This is a genomic window from Nocardioides sp. ChNu-99 (assembly GCF_029493445.1).
In the GTDB taxonomy this organism is placed as follows: domain Bacteria; phylum Actinomycetota; class Actinomycetes; order Propionibacteriales; family Nocardioidaceae; genus Nocardioides.
Window position 1 is genome coordinate 25,094 of the sequence record NZ_JAHWBL010000008.1, and the last position, 18,038, is coordinate 43,131.

The 18,038-nt window shown below is 74.0% G+C and carries 20 protein-coding genes; 11 read left to right on the forward strand and 9 right to left on the reverse strand.

The window, feature by feature from the left end:
- Positions 1-6: 6 nt before the first annotated feature.
- Both KK617_RS04635 and KK617_RS04640 read right to left on the reverse strand, forming a co-directional pair.
- Positions 7-1,692, reverse strand: a complete 1,686-nt coding sequence (locus KK617_RS04635) for an acetolactate synthase (RefSeq protein WP_277498394.1) — start codon at positions 1,690-1,692, stop codon at positions 7-9.
- A gap of 58 nt (positions 1,693-1,750) precedes the next feature.
- Positions 1,751-2,590 carry a DUF2785 domain-containing protein gene (locus KK617_RS04640; RefSeq protein WP_277498396.1) on the reverse strand — a complete coding sequence of 280 codons (840 nt, stop codon included), beginning with the start codon at positions 2,588-2,590 and terminating at the stop codon, positions 1,751-1,753.
- Between the two features lie 74 nt (positions 2,591-2,664).
- Here KK617_RS04640 and KK617_RS04645 point away from each other — a divergent pair, with 74 nt between their 5' ends.
- Positions 2,665-4,134 carry a histidine kinase N-terminal domain-containing protein gene (locus KK617_RS04645; protein WP_346812811.1) on the forward strand — a complete coding sequence of 490 codons (1,470 nt, stop codon included), beginning with the start codon at positions 2,665-2,667 and terminating at the stop codon, positions 4,132-4,134.
- A gap of 111 nt (positions 4,135-4,245) precedes the next feature.
- On the opposite strand, the gene KK617_RS04650 is transcribed toward KK617_RS04645, so the two are convergent.
- Positions 4,246-4,497 (reverse strand): WhiB family transcriptional regulator, encoded by a 252-nt coding sequence (locus KK617_RS04650; protein ID WP_277498398.1) that lies wholly within the window; start codon positions 4,495-4,497, stop codon positions 4,246-4,248.
- Between the two features lie 203 nt (positions 4,498-4,700).
- Between KK617_RS04650 and KK617_RS04655 the strand changes: the two genes are divergently transcribed.
- Complete coding sequence (locus tag KK617_RS04655; RefSeq protein WP_277498399.1) at positions 4,701-5,135, forward strand: hypothetical protein; 435 nt, start codon at positions 4,701-4,703, stop codon at positions 5,133-5,135.
- A gap of 12 nt (positions 5,136-5,147) precedes the next feature.
- On the opposite strand, the gene KK617_RS04660 is transcribed toward KK617_RS04655, so the two are convergent.
- Together KK617_RS04660 and KK617_RS04665 are read right to left on the reverse strand one after the other, a co-directional pair.
- Positions 5,148-6,026: an RNA polymerase sigma factor SigF gene (locus tag KK617_RS04660; RefSeq protein WP_277498400.1), complete on the reverse strand. Its 879-nt coding sequence runs from the start codon at positions 6,024-6,026 to the stop codon at positions 5,148-5,150.
- 1 nt (position 6,027) lies between these two features.
- On the reverse strand, positions 6,028-6,435 hold the full coding sequence (locus KK617_RS04665; protein WP_277498401.1) for an anti-sigma factor: 408 nt from the start codon (positions 6,433-6,435) through the stop codon (positions 6,028-6,030).
- A 109-nt stretch (positions 6,436-6,544) separates the two neighbouring features.
- On the opposite strand from KK617_RS04665, the gene KK617_RS04670 reads away from it, so the two are divergent.
- Entirely contained in the window at positions 6,545-6,943 is a 399-nt protein-coding gene (locus tag KK617_RS04670; RefSeq protein ID WP_277498402.1) for a hypothetical protein, read from the forward strand.
- Between the two features lie 80 nt (positions 6,944-7,023).
- Here the strand turns inward: KK617_RS04670 and sodN are convergent, their stop codons facing one another.
- Positions 7,024-7,425, reverse strand: a complete 402-nt coding sequence (sodN, locus tag KK617_RS04675) for a superoxide dismutase, Ni (RefSeq protein WP_277498403.1) — start codon at positions 7,423-7,425, stop codon at positions 7,024-7,026.
- A 73-nt stretch (positions 7,426-7,498) separates the two neighbouring features.
- Here sodN and KK617_RS04680 point away from each other — a divergent pair, with 73 nt between their 5' ends.
- From KK617_RS04680 to KK617_RS04695, 4 genes are all read left to right on the forward strand, one after another.
- Positions 7,499-7,885, forward strand: a complete 387-nt coding sequence (locus KK617_RS04680) for a S24/S26 family peptidase (protein WP_277498404.1) — start codon at positions 7,499-7,501, stop codon at positions 7,883-7,885.
- 93 nt (positions 7,886-7,978) lie between these two features.
- A complete protein-coding gene (locus KK617_RS04685; protein WP_277498405.1) occupies positions 7,979-9,178 on the forward strand; it encodes an NADP-dependent malic enzyme in 1,200 nt (399 codons plus the stop codon).
- Positions 9,179-9,246: 68 nt separating this feature from the next.
- Positions 9,247-10,215 (forward strand): zinc-binding dehydrogenase, encoded by a 969-nt coding sequence (locus tag KK617_RS04690; protein WP_277498406.1) that lies wholly within the window; start codon positions 9,247-9,249, stop codon positions 10,213-10,215.
- Complete coding sequence (locus KK617_RS04695; protein ID WP_277498407.1) at positions 10,212-10,916, forward strand: SDR family oxidoreductase; 705 nt, start codon at positions 10,212-10,214, stop codon at positions 10,914-10,916. The genes KK617_RS04690 and KK617_RS04695 overlap by 4 nt, the downstream gene beginning before the upstream one ends.
- Before the next feature lie 7 nt (positions 10,917-10,923).
- Here KK617_RS04695 and KK617_RS04700 read toward each other — a convergent pair whose 3' ends face one another.
- Positions 10,924-11,559: a TetR family transcriptional regulator gene (locus tag KK617_RS04700; protein ID WP_277498408.1), complete on the reverse strand. Its 636-nt coding sequence runs from the start codon at positions 11,557-11,559 to the stop codon at positions 10,924-10,926.
- A 146-nt stretch (positions 11,560-11,705) separates the two neighbouring features.
- Between KK617_RS04700 and KK617_RS04705 the strand changes: the two genes are divergently transcribed.
- From KK617_RS04705 to KK617_RS04720, 4 genes are all read left to right on the forward strand, one after another.
- Positions 11,706-12,800: a ferredoxin reductase gene (locus tag KK617_RS04705; protein WP_277498410.1), complete on the forward strand. Its 1,095-nt coding sequence runs from the start codon at positions 11,706-11,708 to the stop codon at positions 12,798-12,800.
- A 60-nt stretch (positions 12,801-12,860) separates the two neighbouring features.
- Positions 12,861-14,063, forward strand: coding sequence for an acyl-CoA desaturase (locus KK617_RS04710; protein WP_277498411.1), 1,203 nt, complete (start codon positions 12,861-12,863; stop codon positions 14,061-14,063).
- A gap of 11 nt (positions 14,064-14,074) precedes the next feature.
- Positions 14,075-14,305: a hypothetical protein gene (locus KK617_RS04715; protein WP_277498412.1), complete on the forward strand. Its 231-nt coding sequence runs from the start codon at positions 14,075-14,077 to the stop codon at positions 14,303-14,305.
- Positions 14,306-14,486: 181 nt separating this feature from the next.
- On the forward strand, positions 14,487-16,760 hold the full coding sequence (locus KK617_RS04720; RefSeq protein WP_277498413.1) for a bifunctional serine/threonine-protein kinase/ABC transporter substrate-binding protein: 2,274 nt from the start codon (positions 14,487-14,489) through the stop codon (positions 16,758-16,760).
- 18 nt (positions 16,761-16,778) lie between these two features.
- Here the strand turns inward: KK617_RS04720 and KK617_RS04725 are convergent, their stop codons facing one another.
- Together KK617_RS04725 and KK617_RS04730 are read right to left on the reverse strand one after the other, a co-directional pair.
- A complete protein-coding gene (locus KK617_RS04725; RefSeq protein ID WP_277498414.1) occupies positions 16,779-17,759 on the reverse strand; it encodes an LLM class flavin-dependent oxidoreductase in 981 nt (326 codons plus the stop codon).
- 80 nt (positions 17,760-17,839) lie between these two features.
- Positions 17,840-18,016, reverse strand: coding sequence for a DUF6104 family protein (locus KK617_RS04730; protein ID WP_277498415.1), 177 nt, complete (start codon positions 18,014-18,016; stop codon positions 17,840-17,842).
- Positions 18,017-18,038 lie beyond the last annotated feature (22 nt).

The window sequence follows — 18,038 nt, forward strand, 5'->3', positions numbered from 1 at the left end:
GCTCGCTCAGATCCCGAACGTGGCGCGGGGGTAGGCGGCGTCGACGTCCGTGATCACGTTGACCAGGTAGGGCACGTTCGCGGCGAACGCCCGGTCCAGCGCTGCTCCGATCTGGCGGGGGTCGGTGACCGTCTCGCCCGCGCCACCGAGGGCGCGGACGACCTCGTCGTACGCCGTGCGGGGCGCGAGGTCCGCGGCCACGTCGTACCCGTAGAGCATCTGCATCGGGCCCTTCTCCAGCCCCCACGCGGAGTTGTTGCCCATCACCATGACGACCGGCAGGTCGTGGCGGACCAGGGTGTCGACGTCCATGAGCGAGAAGCCCGCGGCGCCGTCGCCGAGCAGCAGCACGACCTGCGCGGAGGGGCGGGCGATCCGCGCGGCGATGGCGGCGCCGAGCCCGGCGCCCAGGCAGCCGTACGGCCCCGGGTCGAGCCAGCCGCCGGGGCGCTTCGGCTCGACGTACTTGCCCGCGAACGACACGAAGTCGCCGCCGTCGCCGATGACGACGGCGTCGTCGGCGAGCCGCGGCACGAGCTCCCCGTAGATGCGGGCCGGGTGGATGGGGTCGGCCTCGGCGCCCAGCAGCTCGCGATCCCGGGCGGCGGCCGCCGCGACCGTCTCCTGCAGCCGGGCCACCCACGTCGCCCAGTCGGGACGGCGGGGCTGACCCTGCAGCGCAACGAGGACGCCGTCGAGCACGCGCGTCAGGTCGCCGGCGACCGAGCCCGCCAGCTCGGCGTGCCCGGAGAGCTGACCGGGGGAGTCGGCCACGTGCACGACCCGGGCGGGGGTCGCCCCGTCCTTCCCGCCGAACACGCCGTACCCGAGACGGAAGTCGAGCGGCGTGCCCACCACGACGACCAGGTCCGCGCCACCCAGTGCCGCGCCGCGCGCCTTCGTCACCAGCAGCGGGTGGCCGCCGGGCACGACACCGCGGCCCATGCCGTTGGTGATGGCCGGGAGACCAGCGTCCTCCACCAGGCGCAGCGCGGCGACCTCCGCGCCGTCGGCCCACACGTCGGTGCCGAGCACCAGCACGGGCCGCTCCGCCTCGGCGAGCAGGCGGGCCAGGGTCACGACCGCCTCGGGGTCGGGCTCGACCGGCTCGGGCCGCGCGCCGGTCGGCGCGGGACCGGAGGCCGACGCGAAGAACTCGTCCATCGGCACGTCGACGAACACCGGACCGCGGTGCGACGACCCGGCCGTGGCGAACGCGGTCGACATCCCGCCGAGCACCTCGCCGGCGGTGTGCAGCGTGCGCGCGTCCTTCGCGACGGGGACGATGATCGGCGGCTGGTCGAGCTCCTGCAGGCTGCCCGACCCCCAGCGGTTGGCGGGGGCGCGGCCACCGACGACGACCATGGGCGACCCGGCGAACTGGGCCTGCGCGATCGCGCTGAGCCCGTTGGTGACGCCCGGACCGGCGGTCAGGACGGCCAGGCCCGGGGTGCGGGTCAGCTTGCCCGTCGCCTCCGCCGCGAAGGCGGCCGTCTGCTCGTGCCGCACGTCGAGCAGCCGCATCGGCGGCGTCGCCTTGACCGCTCCGTCGTACATGGGGAACACGTGCGCCCCCGACAGCGTGAACATCGTCTCGACGCCGTGCGCGCGGGCGGCGGCGACGGCCAGCTCACCGGCGTGCCCGGAGATCTCGGCGCCGTCGACGGAGGGGGTGGTCTCGGAGGCGGTCATGTGAGCCACGTTACTCACGGGTCGCCGTGCGGTGGGGGCGTTCGTCCCTACCGGCGCGTCAGCGGCGGGTGCGCAGGCCCGGGTTCGTCTGGCGCAGCGCGTCGACGAGCACCAGCAGGAGGTCGGGGCGCATCTGCGGCGGGTCCGGCGCGAGCGCCAGCTGCAGGTGGAGCGCCCGCAGGAACGCCTCCGGGTTGCCGGTGACGCGGTAGGGGTCCTGCGTCTCGCTGGGGTACGCCGTCGCGCGGGCGGCGACGCGGCGCACCCACGGCTCGACGACGCTCAGCGGCAGCGCGTTGCGCCGCAGCACCCGCAGCGTCGCCTCGGCGATGCGGTCCGGCTCGCCGGAGACCAGGAGGCGGCCGGGGATCAGCACCCGGTCGGCGAGCACGTCGAGGAGCACGGTCAGCTCGGGGGCCGCCAGGTGGGGGGAGTCGGCGAGCATGCCGATCGCGTCCGCGCCGTGCGCGACGGCGTGGGCCCAGCCCTTGCCGTCGACGAAGCCGCGGTCGTCGCGCTCCCGCAGGTACCACGACACGATGCGGTCGCCCCAGTCGAGCACCTTGCCGCCCGGCACCAGCGCCCGGCGGCTGTCGCGCGCGATGCACTCGCCGAGCAGGAGCGCCGAGAAGCTGCGCCGGAAGACGGTGTCGGTGCCGTCGTCGCCGAGGCCGGTGGCCAGGCCCGCGGCGATGCCGTCGCCGAGACCGGCGAGGAGGTCGTCGTACACCCCGCGGTCGATCCAGGTCGCCAGCGTCGGGTACGCCGTGCGGTCCCGCTCGGCGGGGTCCGTCGACCCCAGCATCGCGGTCAGCTCGGCCGTCAGGTCGGCGAGCGGGCGGTCGCTGGGGACGCCCAGACCGCTGTCGATCACCTGCTTCCAGTACGAACCGACCACGGGTCCATCCTGCCAGCCGGACCGTCCGGTCGGCGGGGTGGGGGAGGGCGTCCTAGGCTGGCCGGGTGGCGTGGATGAGCGACCTGGTCAGGGACCACACGGACCTCGACGAGGACGACCTCGCGTGGCTGCAGCTGCTGATGTCGGACTGGCAGATCGTGGCCGACCTGTCCTTCGCCGACCTCGTGATGTGGCTACCCGACCGCGACGGCAAAGGGTTCTGGGCGGTGGCCCAGATGCGTCCCACCACCGGGCCGACGGCCCTGGTCGACGACGTCGTGGGGGAGTTCGTCGAGGTCGGGCGCCGCCCGCTGCTCGACGGGGCCCTGCGCCACCGCAAGCTGCTGCGCGAGGGCGACCCGGAGTGGCGCGACGACGTGCCGGTGCGGGTCGAGACCATCCCCGTGCAGCGCGGCGGCCGCGTCATCGCCATCGTCGGGCGCAACACCAACCTGCTGGGCGTGCGGACCCCGTCGCGGCTCGAGCTCTCCTACCTGGAGACGGCCTCCGACCTGACCCGGATGATCGCCGGCGGGCAGTTCCCCGTCGTCGGCCAGCGCAGCGCGGACGCCGACTCCCCGCGCGTCGGCGACGGCTTCGTGCGGGTCGAGGCCGACGGCACCGTGCGCTACGCCAGCCCGAACGCCCTGTCGGTGTTCCGACGGCTCGGCCACCGCGGCGACCTGGTGGGCGTGAACCTGGCCGACGTCACCCGCGCCCTGGTGCCGCCGCGCCGCCGCCCCGACGAGGAGACCCTGAGCGCCGTGCTCGGCGGGCGGGCCCACCGCGACACCGAGGTGGCCACCGACTCGGTCGCGGTCATCCTGCGCGCGATCCCCCTGCGGCCCCACGGCGACCACGTCGGCGCGCTCATCCTGCTGCGCGACGTCTCCGAGCTGCGGCGTCGCGACCGCGAGCTCGTCACCAAGGACGCGACGATCCGCGAGATCCACCACCGGGTGAAGAACAACCTGCAGACGGTCGCGGCGCTGCTGCGGCTGCAGTCGCGGCGCATCGACGAGCCCGCGGCCCGGGCCGCCCTCGGCGAGGCCGTCCGGCGGGTCGGGTCGATCGCCATCGTTCACGAGACGCTGAGCCAGGCCGTCGAGGAGAACGTCGACTTCGACCAGGTCGTCGAGCGTCTGGTGCGCATGGTGACCGACGTCAGCGTCGCCGGCGACCGCATCCGCGTCGAGGCGTCGGGGGAGCACGGCGTGATCCCCTCCGAGGTCGCGACCCCGCTGGCGATGGTGGTCACCGAGCTGCTGCAGAACGCGGTGGAGCACGGGTTCGGCGCGCTGCACGACCCGGACGCGACCGGGGTCGTGACGACCGAGGCGCGTCGTACCGAGGGTGCGTTGCGGGTGGTCGTCGAGGACGACGGGCGCGGCCTGCCGCCCGACTTCGACCTCGCGTCGGGCAGCGGGCTGGGGCTCACGATCGTGCGCACGCTCGTCGAGTCGGAGCTGGGCGGCACCCTCGAGCTGGGCGGTCGCGGCGACCTGCCGGGCTCGCGGTTCGTCGTCGACGTGCCGCTGGAGTGAGCCGCGGGCGGGCGTCCACGCGGGCGGGGGCCCGGGAACGGTTCGACCCGCCGGCCGCTGGCCGACGGGTCGTCGTCGTGGGGGCGCCACCCGGGCGCCGGGGTGCGTCGCTCAGACGGCGCGCACGCGGGCGCGGGCGTTGCGCCGCTTCAGCGCACGCCGCTCGTCCTCGCTGAGGCCACCCCACACACCGTGGTCCTGGCCGGCCTCGAGGGCCCACGCGAGGCACTGCTCGCGCACGTCGCAGCGGCGGCACACCTGCTTGGCCTCCTCGATCTGCAGGATCGCGGGACCGGTGTTGCCGATCGGGAAGAACAGCTCCGGGTCCTCGTCGAGACAGGCAGAGCGGTGACGCCAATCCATGATCGGGTGGGTCCTTTTCGTTCGCGGGTGGTGGAGCAGGTGGGGTGGACCCGCTCGAAGACTGAACGCCGTGGTCGTCGACCCGGTGGGGCGCGCTGAACACGTACGGCCTCAACACTGACGCGTGGTGGGGTCGGACACAACCCCTTCGGGCCGTCTGGTGTGTCACAGCCGTTACGTCGCTGTCATCTAGCCTTGGCCGGGTGACCGGTTCCCCGTCGTACGACCGTGCCTCCGGGCCGCTGCCCCTCGCGATGCGGCTCGGGGCCGTCCTGGTCGGTCTGCCGGCCCTGGCCGTGCTCGGCTTCGCGCTGACCGAGCTGGGGTACGGCGTCGTGGAGCGCGAGGGCATGGCCGTCGGCGTCGCGCTCTTCCTGGGAGCGTACGGCGGGGGCCTCGTCGCGGGGGCCGTGCTCCTGCTGCGCCGCCGCTCCGCCGCGCGGTCGCCCCTCGTGCTCGCGCAGCTGCTACACCTCGGCATCGCCTGGAACATGCGGGACGCGCCGACCACGCCCGTCGCGATCGCGCTGGCCGCGAGCGCCCTGAGCGCCCTCGTGCTCCTCATGTGGCCGTCGACCACCGCGGTGCTGATGGCCGCGGACGGCGGCGCGGGCGAGGAGCCCGACCGGGTGTCCTGACCGCCCGCGGTCTCAGACCTCGTCGGCGAGGCTGGCGCGCAGCTGGTCGAGCGTGCGGGCGAGCAGCCGCGAGACGTGCATCTGGGAGACACCGATCTCGGCGGCGATCTGCGACTGCGTCATGTTCTTGAAGAAGCGCAGCAGCAGTATCTTCTTCTCCCGCGCGGGCAGCTGGTCGAGCAGCGGCTTGAGCGACTCGCGGATCTCGACGTGCTGCAGCCCCTCGTCGTCGACGCCGATGGTGTCGAGCATCGTCGTGGTGCTGTCGTCGCTGTTGTCGGTCGCGTCGAGCGACAGCGTCGAGTAGGCGTTGCTCGACTCCATCCCCTCCACGATCTCCTCGCTCGTGCAGCCGATCGCTGCGGCGAGCTCGCTGACGGTGGGGGAGCGGCCGTGCTTCTGGGTGAGCTCGGCGGTCGTCGCGGTGATCTGCATCCGCAGCTCCTGCAGCCGCCGCGGGACGCGGATCGCCCAGCCCTTGTCGCGGAAGTACCGCTTGATCTCGCCGATGATCGTCGGGGTCGCGTACGTCGAGAACTCCACGCCGCGGTCGGTGTCGAACCGGTCGATGGACTTCAGCAGCCCGATCGTCCCGACCTGCACGAGGTCCTCGAACGGCTCGCCGCGGTTGCGGAAGCGCCGGGCGCAGTGCTCCACGAGCGGCAGGTGCAGGTGGACGAGCCCGTCGCGGGCGCCCTGCCGGGCGGCGTCCGAGGCGAGGTCGTCGTGCAGCTCGGCGAAGAGGGCCGCGCTGCGCAGGCGCGTCTGCTCGATGCCGACGGTGCGGGCGTCGGGCTCGCGGGCGGGCACGGGGTCGAGGTCGGGCCCGGCAGCCACGACCGCGGCTCCCGGCTGGCCCTCGCCCGCGACGTCGGGGTCCTGGGCGCTCATCTCAGAGCTCGGTCTCCGCGACGATCGTGAGCCGCACGCCGAACGAACCGTCGCCGGTCAGCTCCTCCGCCGAGGCGGCGAGCGTGGTCAGCACCTGCCACGCGAAGCTCTCGTAGTTCGGCTCCGTCGGGGTGGAGGTCTCGACGCGCACCTCGAGGGTCAGCGAGCGCGGCCCGAAGTGGAACGCGCAGTGCAGGTCGGACTCCGGGTCGGCCTCGGGCAGCACCAGCGCGGTGGCCTCGCCGACTGCGATGCGCAGGTCCTCGATAGCCTCGATCGTGAAGTCGAGCCGCGCGGCCAGGCCGGCGGCCGTCGTGCGGAGGACGGACACGTACGCGCCGTCGGCGGGGAGTCGCAGCTCCACGTCGGGGCGGCCGTGGGGGGCGGGCGCCGCACCGGGCACGGTCATGAGGACGTCCTTCCGGGGTGGCGACGCTGACGGGCCGACCCTAGTGCGTCGGGGTCGCGAACGGCGACAGGGCTCGTGCCCGCCGCAAGCGCCGGCGCATGCTGGGGCCATGACGCGCTTCGCCATCGACGCGGCGACCGCCGTGCGCCTCGTGCGGGACCACACGTGGGTGCCCGGGCGCCACCAGCTGGTCGGTCCGTCCGTGCTGCGCTCCCACGCACTGGCGCTCCTGCACCGCGAGGTCCGCGCGGGGGCGCTGACCGAGCGGGACGGGCGCCGCGACCTCGAGGCCCTCGCCGGGTTGAAGGTGCGGCTGCTGGGCGACCGGGTCTCGCGGGCGGTCGCCTGGTCGCTGGCCCTCCAGCACGGGTGGGACGACACGGCCGACGCCGAGTACCTCGCCGTCGCCTCCCTGCAGGCCGACGCGCTCGTGACCGACGACCCGGCCCTGGCCGCCGCGGCGGAGGGCGTCGTGCCGCTCGCGCCGTACGCCGACCTGCTGCGCTGACGCGCGACTCCGTCGAGACGCCGGAACGCCCCGACCTCGTGGAGGTCGGGGCGTTCCGGGTGGTGCTGCGACGCGGTGCGTCAGGCCTTCTTGGTCTCCCAGAAGATCGCGGCGATCTCGTCGATCTTCGCGAGCAGCTGGTCGGCGACCTCGGCGTCGAGGGTGCCCTTGGCGCCGCCGGCACCGGCGAGCTTCGTCGCCTCGTTCACCAGCTGGTGCAGCTGCGGGTACTTCTCGAAGTGCGGGGGCTTGAAGTAGTCGGTCCACAGCACCCACAGGTGGTGCTTGACCAGCTCCGCGCGCTGCTCCTTGATGAGGATGGCGCGCGTGCGGAAGTCGGGGTCGTCGTTGTCGGCGACCTTGGCGATGATGGCCTTGATGGACTCGGCCTCGATGCGGGCCTGGGCGGGGTCGTAGACACCGCAGGGGAGGTCGCAGTGGGCGGAGACATCGACGGTCGGTGCGAACAGTCGCGCGAACATCCGTGGTCCTCTCGTGTGCTGGGCGATGACGGTCGCGGGCCGGGCCCGCGGCGTGCTTGCGACACTACTCCGCATGGGTGACGAGGCGGAGCGCGGTCCGCGCGCGGCGGTGACCTCCGGGCCCGCCCGCCCCCTCCTGCCGTGGGGCGTCGCGCGGGTGCGCGGCGACTCGATGCGTCCGCACCTGCGACCGGGCGACCGCCTGCTCGTCCGGTACGGCGCACGCCCCCGCCCCGGGGACGTGGTGCTCGCGCGCTTCCCGGACGGCACCCTGGTGGTGAAGCGCGCGGCGGAGCGGCGGGCCGATCGCGCCGGCGTACCGGGGTGGTGGCTGCTCAGCGACGACCCCGGGCGAGGGGTGGACTCGCGCCACCGCGGCGTCGTGCCCGACCGGGACGTGGTCGGCGTGGTGCGGTTGCGCTGGTGGCCGCCGCGGCGGGCGACCCGCCCCGCGCCCTGAGGCGAGCGTCACGCGTCGTGACGTGAGCCACAGGTACGCAGTACCGCTCTGTGGAACACTGACCCGGTCCCCGGATCCCCCTGGAAGTTGGCCATGTCTGCACTCGTCACGTCCCCGTCCACGTCCGCGCACCCCTTCGAGGGTGACCCCGTCTTCGACCTCCACGTCGGCGGCAAGATGGCGGTAGCGGCGACGGTGGGCGTGGGCACGCGGGAGGACCTGTCGCTGGCCTACACGCCGGGCGTCGCCCGGGTGTGCGAGGCCATCGCGGCCGAGCCCGGTCTGACCCAGCACTACACGTGGGTGCCCAACACGGTCGCGGTCGTCACGGACGGCACGGCGGTGCTCGGCCTCGGCGACATCGGCCCGGCCGCGGCGATGCCGGTCATGGAGGGCAAGGCCGTGCTGTTCAAGCAGTTCGGCGGCGTCGACGGCGTCCCGATCTGCCTCGACACGACCGACGTGGACGAGCTCGTCGAGACCGTGGTGCGCCTCGCCCCCAGCTTCGGCGGCATCAACCTCGAGGACATCTCCGCCCCGCGGTGCTTCGAGGTGGAGGACCGGCTCAAGGAGCGCCTCGACATCCCCGTCTTCCACGACGACCAGCACGGCACCGCCGTCGTCGTGCTCGCGGCCCTGGAGAACGCGCTGCGACTCACGGGCCGTCGGCACGCGGGGACCCGGGTCGTCGTCTCGGGCGCCGGCGCGGCCGGGGTCGCGGTCACCAAGATCCTGCTCGAGGCGGGCATCGAGGACCTCGTCGTCACCGACCGCACGGGCATCGTGTCCGAGGACCGCGACGACCTCACCGACGTGAAGCGCGCCCTCGCCGGGCTCACCGCCGCCCGGTCGGTGCGCAACGGGTCGCTGGCGGACGCGATGGCCGGCGCCGACGTCTACATCGGCGTCTCGGGCGGCACGGTCGACGAGGCGGTCGTGGCCACCATGGCCGCCGACGCCATCATCTTCGGGCTGGCGAACCCCACCCCGGAGGTGCTGCCGGAGGTGGCGCACCGCCACGCCCGGGTCGTCGCCACCGGCCGCTCGGACTTCCCCAACCAGATCAACAACGTGCTGGCGTTCCCCGGCATCTTCCGCGGGGCCTTCGACGCCCACGCGACGGCGATCACCGAGAACATGAAGCTCGCCGCCGCCGGGGCGCTCGCGGACCTCGTCGGGGACGACCTGGCCGAGGACCACATCATCCCGTCGCCGTTCGACCCGCGCGTCGCACCGGCGGTCGCCTCCGCCGTCGCCGAGGCCGCGCGCCGCGACGGCGTCGCCCGGCGCTGAGACCCGGCTCTGAGACCCGGCTCTGAGACCCGTCGCGACGCCTGGTCGCCGCCGCTAGGGTCGCCACCATGTTCGCCGTCTACGCCGCCGAGTTCTCCTCCGACGACCCGCTGTCGGGCCTCGTGGTCGGGGAGCGCCCCGACCCCGTCGCCCCCGACGGCTGGACCACGGTCACCGTGCGCGCCGCCTCGCTCAACCACCACGACCTGTGGTCGCTGCGCGGGGTGGGGCTGAAGCAGGAGTCCCTGCCGATGATCCTCGGCTGCGACGCCGCGGGCCTCGACGAGGACGGCAACGAGGTCGTCGTGCACGCGGTGATCTCCGACCCGTCGTGGCGCGGCGACGAGACGCTCGACCCCCGGCGGTCGCTGCTCTCGGAGCGCCACCAGGGCACGTTCGCCGACAAGGTGGTCGTGCCGCGCGGCAACGTGGTTCCGAAGCCGGCGTCGCTGTCGTTCGAGGAGGCCGCCTGCCTGCCGACGGCGTGGCTCACGGCGTACCGGATGCTCTTCACCCAGGGCGGCCTCAAGGCCGGTGACACCGTCCTGGTGCAGGGCGCCGGCGGCGGCGTCGCCACCGCGCTCATCACCCTCGGCCGGGCGGCCGGGCTCAAGGTGCTGGCCACGAGCCGCGACGAGGCCAAGCGCGCGCGTGCGCTCGAGATCGGCGCCCACGACGTGTTCGAGAGCGGCGCCCGGCTGCCGGTCAAGGTCGACGCCGTCATGGAGACGGTCGGGCGGGCCACGTGGTCGCACTCGATCCGCTCGCTGCGCCCCGGCGGCAAGATCGTCATCTCCGGCACGACCTCGGGTCCGCAGCTCGACGACGCGGAGCTGACCCGCATCTTCTTCCTGCAGCTGCAGGTCGTCGGCTCGACGATGGGCACGCGGGCCGAGCTGGCCTCCCTCGTCACCATGCTCGACGCCACCGGCACCCGCCCGCTGCTCGACCGCGTGCTGCCCATGACGGAGGCCCGCGAGGGCTTCGCGGCCATGGCCGGGGGCGACGTCTTCGGGAAGGTCGTGCTGACCCGGTGAGCGCGGACCGCGTCCGGACCCACGTCGTCACCGGCGCCGGCTCGGGCATCGGGCGCGCGGCCGCCGAGCGGCTGCACGCGCGTGGCGACCGGCTCGTGCTGCTGGCCCGCAGCGAGGAGCGGGCGGCGGCGCTGCGCGCGGCGTACGACGGCGCGGTCGTCGAGCTGCTCGACCTCGCCGACCCGGCCGCGGTGGCGGCCTGGACGCCGCCGGCCGACGTGGACCGCGTCGACGCGCTGCTGCACGTCGCCGGCGTCGTCGACCTCGGCCCGGTCGCCGGGCTCGACGTCGGGTCGTGGCAGGAGACGCTGGCCGTGAACCTGACGGCCCCGGCGCTGCTGACCCGCACCCTCCTCCCGGCGCTGCGCGCCGCGCGCGGGACGGTCGTCCTCGTCAACTCCGGCGCCGGACGCACCGCCCACGCCGGGTGGTCGTCGTACGCCGCCTCGAAGTTCGGCCTGCGCGGCTTCGCCGACGCGCTGCGCGAGGAGGAGGCACCGCACGGTGTACGCGTGTCCACCGTCTATCCCGGGCGCACGGCCACCCCGATGCAGGAGGCGGTGCACGCGCAGGAGGGCGCCGCCTACGAGGCGGAGCGGTTCATCGACCCCGCCACCGTCGCCGAGGCCGTGCTGGCGTGCGTCGACCTGCCGCGCGACGCGACGGTCCCCGAGGTCGTCCTGCGCCCCGGCCCGCGCTGAGCAGCGGTCAGTCCGAGCGCCAGTTGAGGGCGCCGATGATCATCATGCGCAGCTGCAGGCGGGCCCGGTGGGCCACCGCCTCCTCCGTCGAGCGTCGACCGGCGGCGACGAGCAGGTCCTCCGCCGTCGCCACGACGGCGTTCACGATGAGGTTGGCGAGCACCGTCAGGTCGTCGCCGGACCACGCGTCGGTGCCGGGCAGGCGCGCCAGGTCGGTTGCCAGCTCGCGCTCGCAGAGCTCGATCTCGTGCCGGATCGCGGCGCGCACGGCGGGCGGCCCTGCGAAGCGCTCGCGCGCGATGAAGGAGAAGTGCTCGTGCTGGGCGCGCACGTGCTCCGTCAGCACCCGCACCGAGCTGTCGATGATGTCGCGGAACGTGGGGTCCGGGCTGCGCACGTCGCGGAGCATCGCCCGCAGGGAGACGAACGCGTCGTCGACGAGGGCCAGCCCGAGCTCCTCGATCGAGGAGAAGTGGCGGTAGAACGCCGTCGGCACGATGCCGACCTCCTTCGCGACCTGCCGCAACGACAGCGCGGACAGGCCCCCCGTCGCGGAGAGGCCGAGCGCGGCGTCGAGGATCGACTGGCGCGTCAGCTCCTTGCGCTCGACGCGCGTCAGCGCCGGGTCACCTGGGGTGGTCACGCCCGCCATCGTCCCACGACCGGTCCGGGGCCGGCACGGTGTGGCCTCGCCCACGGCTCCTTGACCGTGTCCCGGGGCCGAGTGCATCGTTGTGAGTGCACAGGTGTTCACCGAACGGGTGGGCACGGCCACCCGAAGGAGCAGCGATGGGTCTCACCAGCACCCTCCTCGCGTCGCGGACGCTGGCGGCGCTGACCTCCCCCCACGGGGTCGACCGCTACCTCGAGCTCGTGAACCCGATGTGGGCGGCCCGCGAGGTGCGGGCCCGTGTCGTGAGCGTGGAGCGCGAGACGAGCGGCGAGCACCCGGTCGCCACCGTCACGCTGCAGCCCACGTCGACCTGGCGCGGTCACCGCGCGGGGCAGTACGTCCAGGTGGGCGTGGAGGTCCCCGGCGCCCGGCGCACCACGCGGTGCTTCACCATCTCCTCCGCGGCGTCGCAGCCGGGGGAGCGCTTCACCCTCACCGTCCGCGCGCACTCCGAGGGCCTCGTGTCGAAGTGGCTCGTCGAGCAGGCCCGCCCGGGCTTCGTGGTGCACCTCTCGCAGGCGCAGGGCGACTTCACCCTGAACGAGAGCCCGGCGACGCCGACCAACAACCACCTGCTCTTCATCACGGGCGGCTCCGGCATCACGCCCGCCATGTCGATGGTGCGCACCCTCCTGCGGGACGGGTACGACGGGCACGCCGGCCGCAAGGTGACGTTCCTGCACTACGCCCGCGGCCCGGAGGACCAGATCTTCGCCACGGAGCTGGCCGAGATCGCTGCGGCCGACAACGGCGTCCGCGTCGTCCTGCGGCACGAGTCCGCCGGCGACCCGCTGTTCAGCGCCATCGACCTGGCCCGCCTCGTGCCGGACTTCCGCGAGGTCGACACCTGGGTCTGCGGGCCCGCCGGCCTCATGGAGCGCGTCGAGCTCGCGTACGACGGGTCGCCCCGCCTGCGCACCGAGCGCTTCAAGGCGCCGGTCGTCAAGGCCGGCAACGCCGAGGGCGACGTCGTCTTCTCCCGCTCGGGCCAGCAGGTCGCCAACACCGGTGCCTCGCTGCTCGAGCAGGCCGAGGCCGCCGGTCTCACGCCCGAGTTCGGCTGCCGCATGGGCATCTGCTTCTCCTGCACGGCCCGCAAGACCGAGGGCACCGTGCGCAACGTGCTCACCGGCGAGGAGTCGTCCCTGCCCGACGAGGACATCCGCGTCTGCGTGTCCGCCCCGGTCGGCGACTGCGCCGTCGACCTCTGACCACCTGACCGTCCCCGACCACCCGGCGACCACCCGTCGTACCCGACGAAGGAGGAACCCATGTCCGCCCTGACCACGGAGCAGCCCGTCCGCGAGCCGGCCCCCGCGCCGCAGCCCGACGAGCAGCCCATCAGCGCCAACCTGCCGCTCACGCCGTCCCAGCTCGAGGCGTTCGGCGCCGAGATGGACGCCATCCGCCAGCGCATCATCGCCGACCTCGGCGAGGCCGACGCCGACTACATCCGCAAGGTGCTGAAGGCCCAGCGCGGGTTCGAGGTCGCCGGTCGCGCCCTGTTCTACCTCCCGCCGGCGTGGCCGCTGGCCGTCGCGGCGCTCTCGATCTCCAAGATCCTCGACAACATGGAGATCGGGCACAACGTCATGCACGGGCAGTACGACTGGATGGGCGACCCCGCCCTGAACTCGCGCATGTTCGAGTGGGACAACGTGTGCCCCAGCGAGCAGTGGAAGTACTCGCACAACTACATCCACCACACGTTCACCAACATCGTCGGTAAGGACCGCGACGTCGGGTACGGCATCCTGCGGATGGACGCCGACCAGGAGTGGCACCCGTACTACCTGGGCAACCCGGTCTACGCGCTGCTGCTCATGCTGTTCTTCGAGTGGGGCGTCGCGATGCACGACCTCGAGGTCGAGAACATCGTCGCGGGCAAGCGGAAGATGTCGGAGAACGCCGCCCTGCACCGCGGGATCATGCGCAAGGTCAAGCGCCAGGCGCTCAAGGACTACGTGCTCTTCCCGGCGCTCACCGGTCCGCTGTTCCCGCTCACGCTGGCGGGCAACGCGACGGCCAACCTGATCCGCAACATCTGGGCGTTCAACATCATCTTCTGCGGCCACTTCCCGGCCGGCGTGGCCTCGTTCTCCGTGGAGGAGACCGAGGACGAGTCGCGGGGCCAGTGGTACCTGCGCCAGCTGCTCGGCTCGGCGAACATCACGGGCGGCAAGCTCTTCCACGTGATGAGCGGCAACCTGTCCCACCAGATCGAGCACCACCTCTTCCCCGACCTCCCGGCGCGCCGCTACCCCGAGGTCGCCGACGAGGTGCGCGAGATCTGCGAGCGCTACGGCCTGCAGTACAACACCGGCCCGCTCGGCCACCAGCTGTTCAGCGTGGCGAAGAAGATCTGCCGCTTCGCCCTGCCGGACGACGTCGCGCAGGTCCCGGGCGTCGGCCTGGTCCGCGCTCTGCTGGGCAAGGGGAAGCCGCCGGTTGCCGTCGTGGCCGAGGCTGCCTGAGACTGACCGGCATGGGTGACGACCGCGTCGGCGACGACCAGCTCAGCAGGGCCGAGATCGCGAAGGACGTCGCGCAGGCGACCGTCGGCATCGCGGCGACGACGGTGGGGCGCGTGGTCACGATCGTGACCGGTGCGGTCCGCCAGGTCGCGGACGCGGTCGGCGACGGCGCCACGGAGGTCTTCGAGCTCCGCGACGCAGCCCGCAGGGCGGCCGCCGAGCTGGAGCCGCGCAAGGACTGACCGTCCGCCGCACCCGACGGCCCGGACCCCGCGGGGTCCGGGCCGTCGTGCGGCCGCGGCCCGGCGGGCGCGGCGTGGGAGGGTTCGGGGACCGCTCGGCGGGGTAGCGATCACCGGGTCGTGCGCGAGCGGCGGGGTCCGTGCCGCCCGCCGGGCCGTCGACGTCGTGGAGGAGGTGCCCGTGCTGGAGCCGGGAGGGGTGTTCGGGAGCTACCTGGTCGGGGACAGCATCGGCCACGGTGGCATGGGCGTCGTCTACCGCGCCGTGCACCGCGACCTCGACCGCGAGGTCGCCCTCAAGGTCCTGGCACCGCAGTTCTCGACCGACGAGGAGTACCGCCAGCGCTTCCTGAGCGAGGCCCGCACGCTGGCGCGCCTGGAGTCGAACCACGTCGTCGCCATCTACGACGCGGGGGAGCGCGACGGCTCGCTCTTCCTGGCCATGCAGCTCGTCACCGACGGAGACCTGGCCACCTGGTTGCGCGCCTGGGGCCCGATGCCGCCCGCGATGGCCCTCGACCTGCTCCGCCAGGTCACGACGGGCCTGGCGGCCGCGCACGCCGCCGGCGTGCTCCACCGCGACATCAAGGCCTCGAACGTCCTCCTGCGGCGCCTGCCCGACGGCGCGACCCGCGCCTACCTGTGCGACTTCGGCATCGCCCAGACGCAGGACTCCTCCCTCACGCGCCCGGGCGGCGTGGTGGGCACGTGGGCCTACCTGGCCCCGGAGCGCCACCAGGGCGCGCCGGCCTCGCCCGCCACCGACGTCTACGCCCTGGGCTGCCTGCTGTGGGCCATGCTGACGGGCCACGCGCCGTACACGGGCGGCACCGACGTCGAGGTCGCGATCGCGCACATCAAGGCGCCCGTGCCCCAGCTGCCGGTCGCCGGTCCCGCCGAGCACGCGCTCAACCACCTGCTCGCCCGCCTGCTCGACAAGGACCCGTTTGGTCGGCCGCCGTCGGCCGCGGCCGTGCTCGAGGAGGTCGACCGGGCTGCGGCCGTCGTCACCCCGGGGGCGGGCTCGGGGGCGGGCCCCGTGGCGGCGCCCGCCGGTGACCGCACCGCGGGGAGCACCCAGGCCGCGTCGTACGGCGGGTCCCCGCGCCGCTCGCGCCGCGGGCGCTGGATCGCGGCCGCCGTGGCCGCCACGGTGCTCGCGGCCGGCGGCATCGGCGCGGCGGTCGTGCTCGGCGACGAGCCCGGCGGGGGTGGCGGGGGTGGCGGGGGTGAGGTGCCGTACGCCGACGACACCGTCCCCGGAGTCGTGGACGCGCCGCTGAGCGTGACGGAGTGCGACGAGGAGGCCACCGGTCTGCGCATCGGAGGGCTCGTGCCGGCCACGGGGGTGCTCTCCCGACAGGCGCCGGGCACGGCCGGCGGGCTGGGCCTGGCCGTCAGCGACATCAACGCCGCCGGCGGGGTGCTGGGCGAGGACGTCTGCCACACCGTCCTCGACAGCGGCGACGGGGAGCTGCTGGCCACGCTCGAGGACGGCGGGCTCGCCGCGGACGCGGTCGTCGGGCCGGTCGAGTCCGCCCTGGCTGAGGCCGTCGTGCCCTACTTCGAGGAGGAGGAGGTCGTCCACGTGACGCCGGCGGCGTACGCGAGCGACCTGTCGGGCGTCTCGCCGTACTCGTTCCGGACGATCGGCGAGTTCGGGGCCATGGCCGACGCGCTGGCCCGGTTGATCAACGACCGGGCCCGCAACGCCGGCTCCGTCGCCCACCTCGTCGCCGCCGACCTGGCGGCGGTCCGGGCGCGCGACCTCGTGGAGGAGCGGCTCGGTGAGGCCGCGCTGACCTGCGCCTACGGGTGCACCGACGCCGCGCAGGAGATCCCGCAGGACGCGACCGACCTGACGGCGTACGCGCAGGCCGCGGTCGCCTCGGGCGCCGAGGCGGCGGTCGTCAGCGGGTACATGGACGGGGTGGCCCTCTTCACGGCACTCGAGGCGGCGGGGTGGACGGGCCCGATCTTCCTCACCAGCTTCTCCGACGACGCGCTCGCCGGGGCACCGGCCGCGCTGCTCGCCGAGACGTACTCCGTCTTCCCCGCCGTCGTGCCGGAGGAGGAGTTCAGCGCCCGCGTCGAGGAGTGGTACGCCGAGGACTCCGGCGGCACCGTGCCGACGCCGTTCCTCGCCGCGGAGTCGTACGACGCGGTGGTGCTCGCCGCCCTCGCCGCGACCCGCGGCGGGGCCACCGACGGCACGACGATCGCCGAGAACATGCGAGCGGTCTCCGGCAGCGAGGGCGGCACCCAGTGCCGCACCTACCGGCGCTGCCTGGCCCTGCTCGAGGCCGGTGAAGAGGTCGTCTACCGGGGCGTGGCCGTCGCCGGGCCGTTCACGGAGGACCACGACCTCGGGGACGCGTGGTTCAGCGTGTTCACCTTCGACGAGACCGGCGAGGGCACCCGCGAGGACACGCAGCTGCTCGGCCACACCGACTGACGCGGCCGAGCCCCGGCGTCAGGAGGCGTACACCTCGGCGAGCAGCTCCAGCGAGCGCACCCGCCCCTCCGACGTCGTCCCCTGGTGGGCGACCATCAGCTCGTCGGCGCCCGAGTACGCCGCGAAGTCCGCCACCTGCTGCCGCACCACGTCGGGGGTGCCGACGGCGCTGTGCCGCATCATCTCGTGCAGGTGCCGCGCCTGCGGGCTGCGCAGGAGGGCGTCGGCCTGCTCGTCGGTGAACGTCGTGCCGGGCCGCAGCAGGAGGGCGACGCGGCTGCGCATGAGGTCGCGCACCTGCAGCTCGGCGGTGGTCTGGTCGTCGGCGGCGACGACGTTGAGGCCCGCGATGACGTGCGGGCGCTCGAGCTGCTCGGAGGGTTGGAACTCGCGGCGGTAGAGCTCGACCGCGTCGAGGAGCGCGGCCGGCGCGAAGTGCGACGCGAAGGCGTAGGGCAGGCCGAAGGCGGCGGCCAGCGAGGCGCCGAAGAGCGAGGAGCCGAGGATGTAGAGCGGCACCGCCGTGCCGGCACCGGGGTACGCCGCCACGCCCGGCACGAGGCTCTCACCGGCGAGGTAGCCCTGGAGCTCGCGCACCTCCTGCGGGAAGGTGTCGGCCGCCGTCGCGTCGCGGCGCAGCGCCCGCATCGTGTTCTGGTCGGTGCCCGGCGCGCGCCCGAGACCCAGGTCGATCCGGCCCGGGTGGAGCGTCGCCAGCGTGCCGAACTGCTCGGCGACCACGAGCGGGGAGTGGTTCGGCAGCATGACGCCGCCGGACCCGAGCCGGATCGTCGAGGTGTGGGCGGCGACGTGGGCGATGAGCACGGCGGTGGCCGACGAGGCGATGCTCGCCATGTTGTGGTGCTCGGCGTACCAGACGCGGGTGTAGCCGTGCTTCTCCGCGGCCTGCGCGAGGTCGACGGTGGCGGCCAGCCCGTCCGCGACCGTCTCGGTCTTGCCGATGGTCGCGAGGTCGAGCACGGAGAGCGCGGGAGCCACGGGGCGGCACCTTTCTTCGGGGGCGGTCCTCCTCCCAACGCCTGCGCGCCCCGATCCCATCCCGTCGGGCCGTCCCGTGCTCAGTCCTCCGGGTCGTCCAGGCGGGCGAGCCAGGTCGCGAGGCGCTCGACGGCCGTCTCGAACTCGGGGTGGGTGTCGACGAAGGCCTGGAGCTGCTCGGCCAGCCAGGCGAGGCTGACCTCCTCGTCGCCCCGGCGACGCTCCAGCTCCTCGATGCCGCGATCCGTGAAGTACATGGACCCGATTGTGCCCAACGCC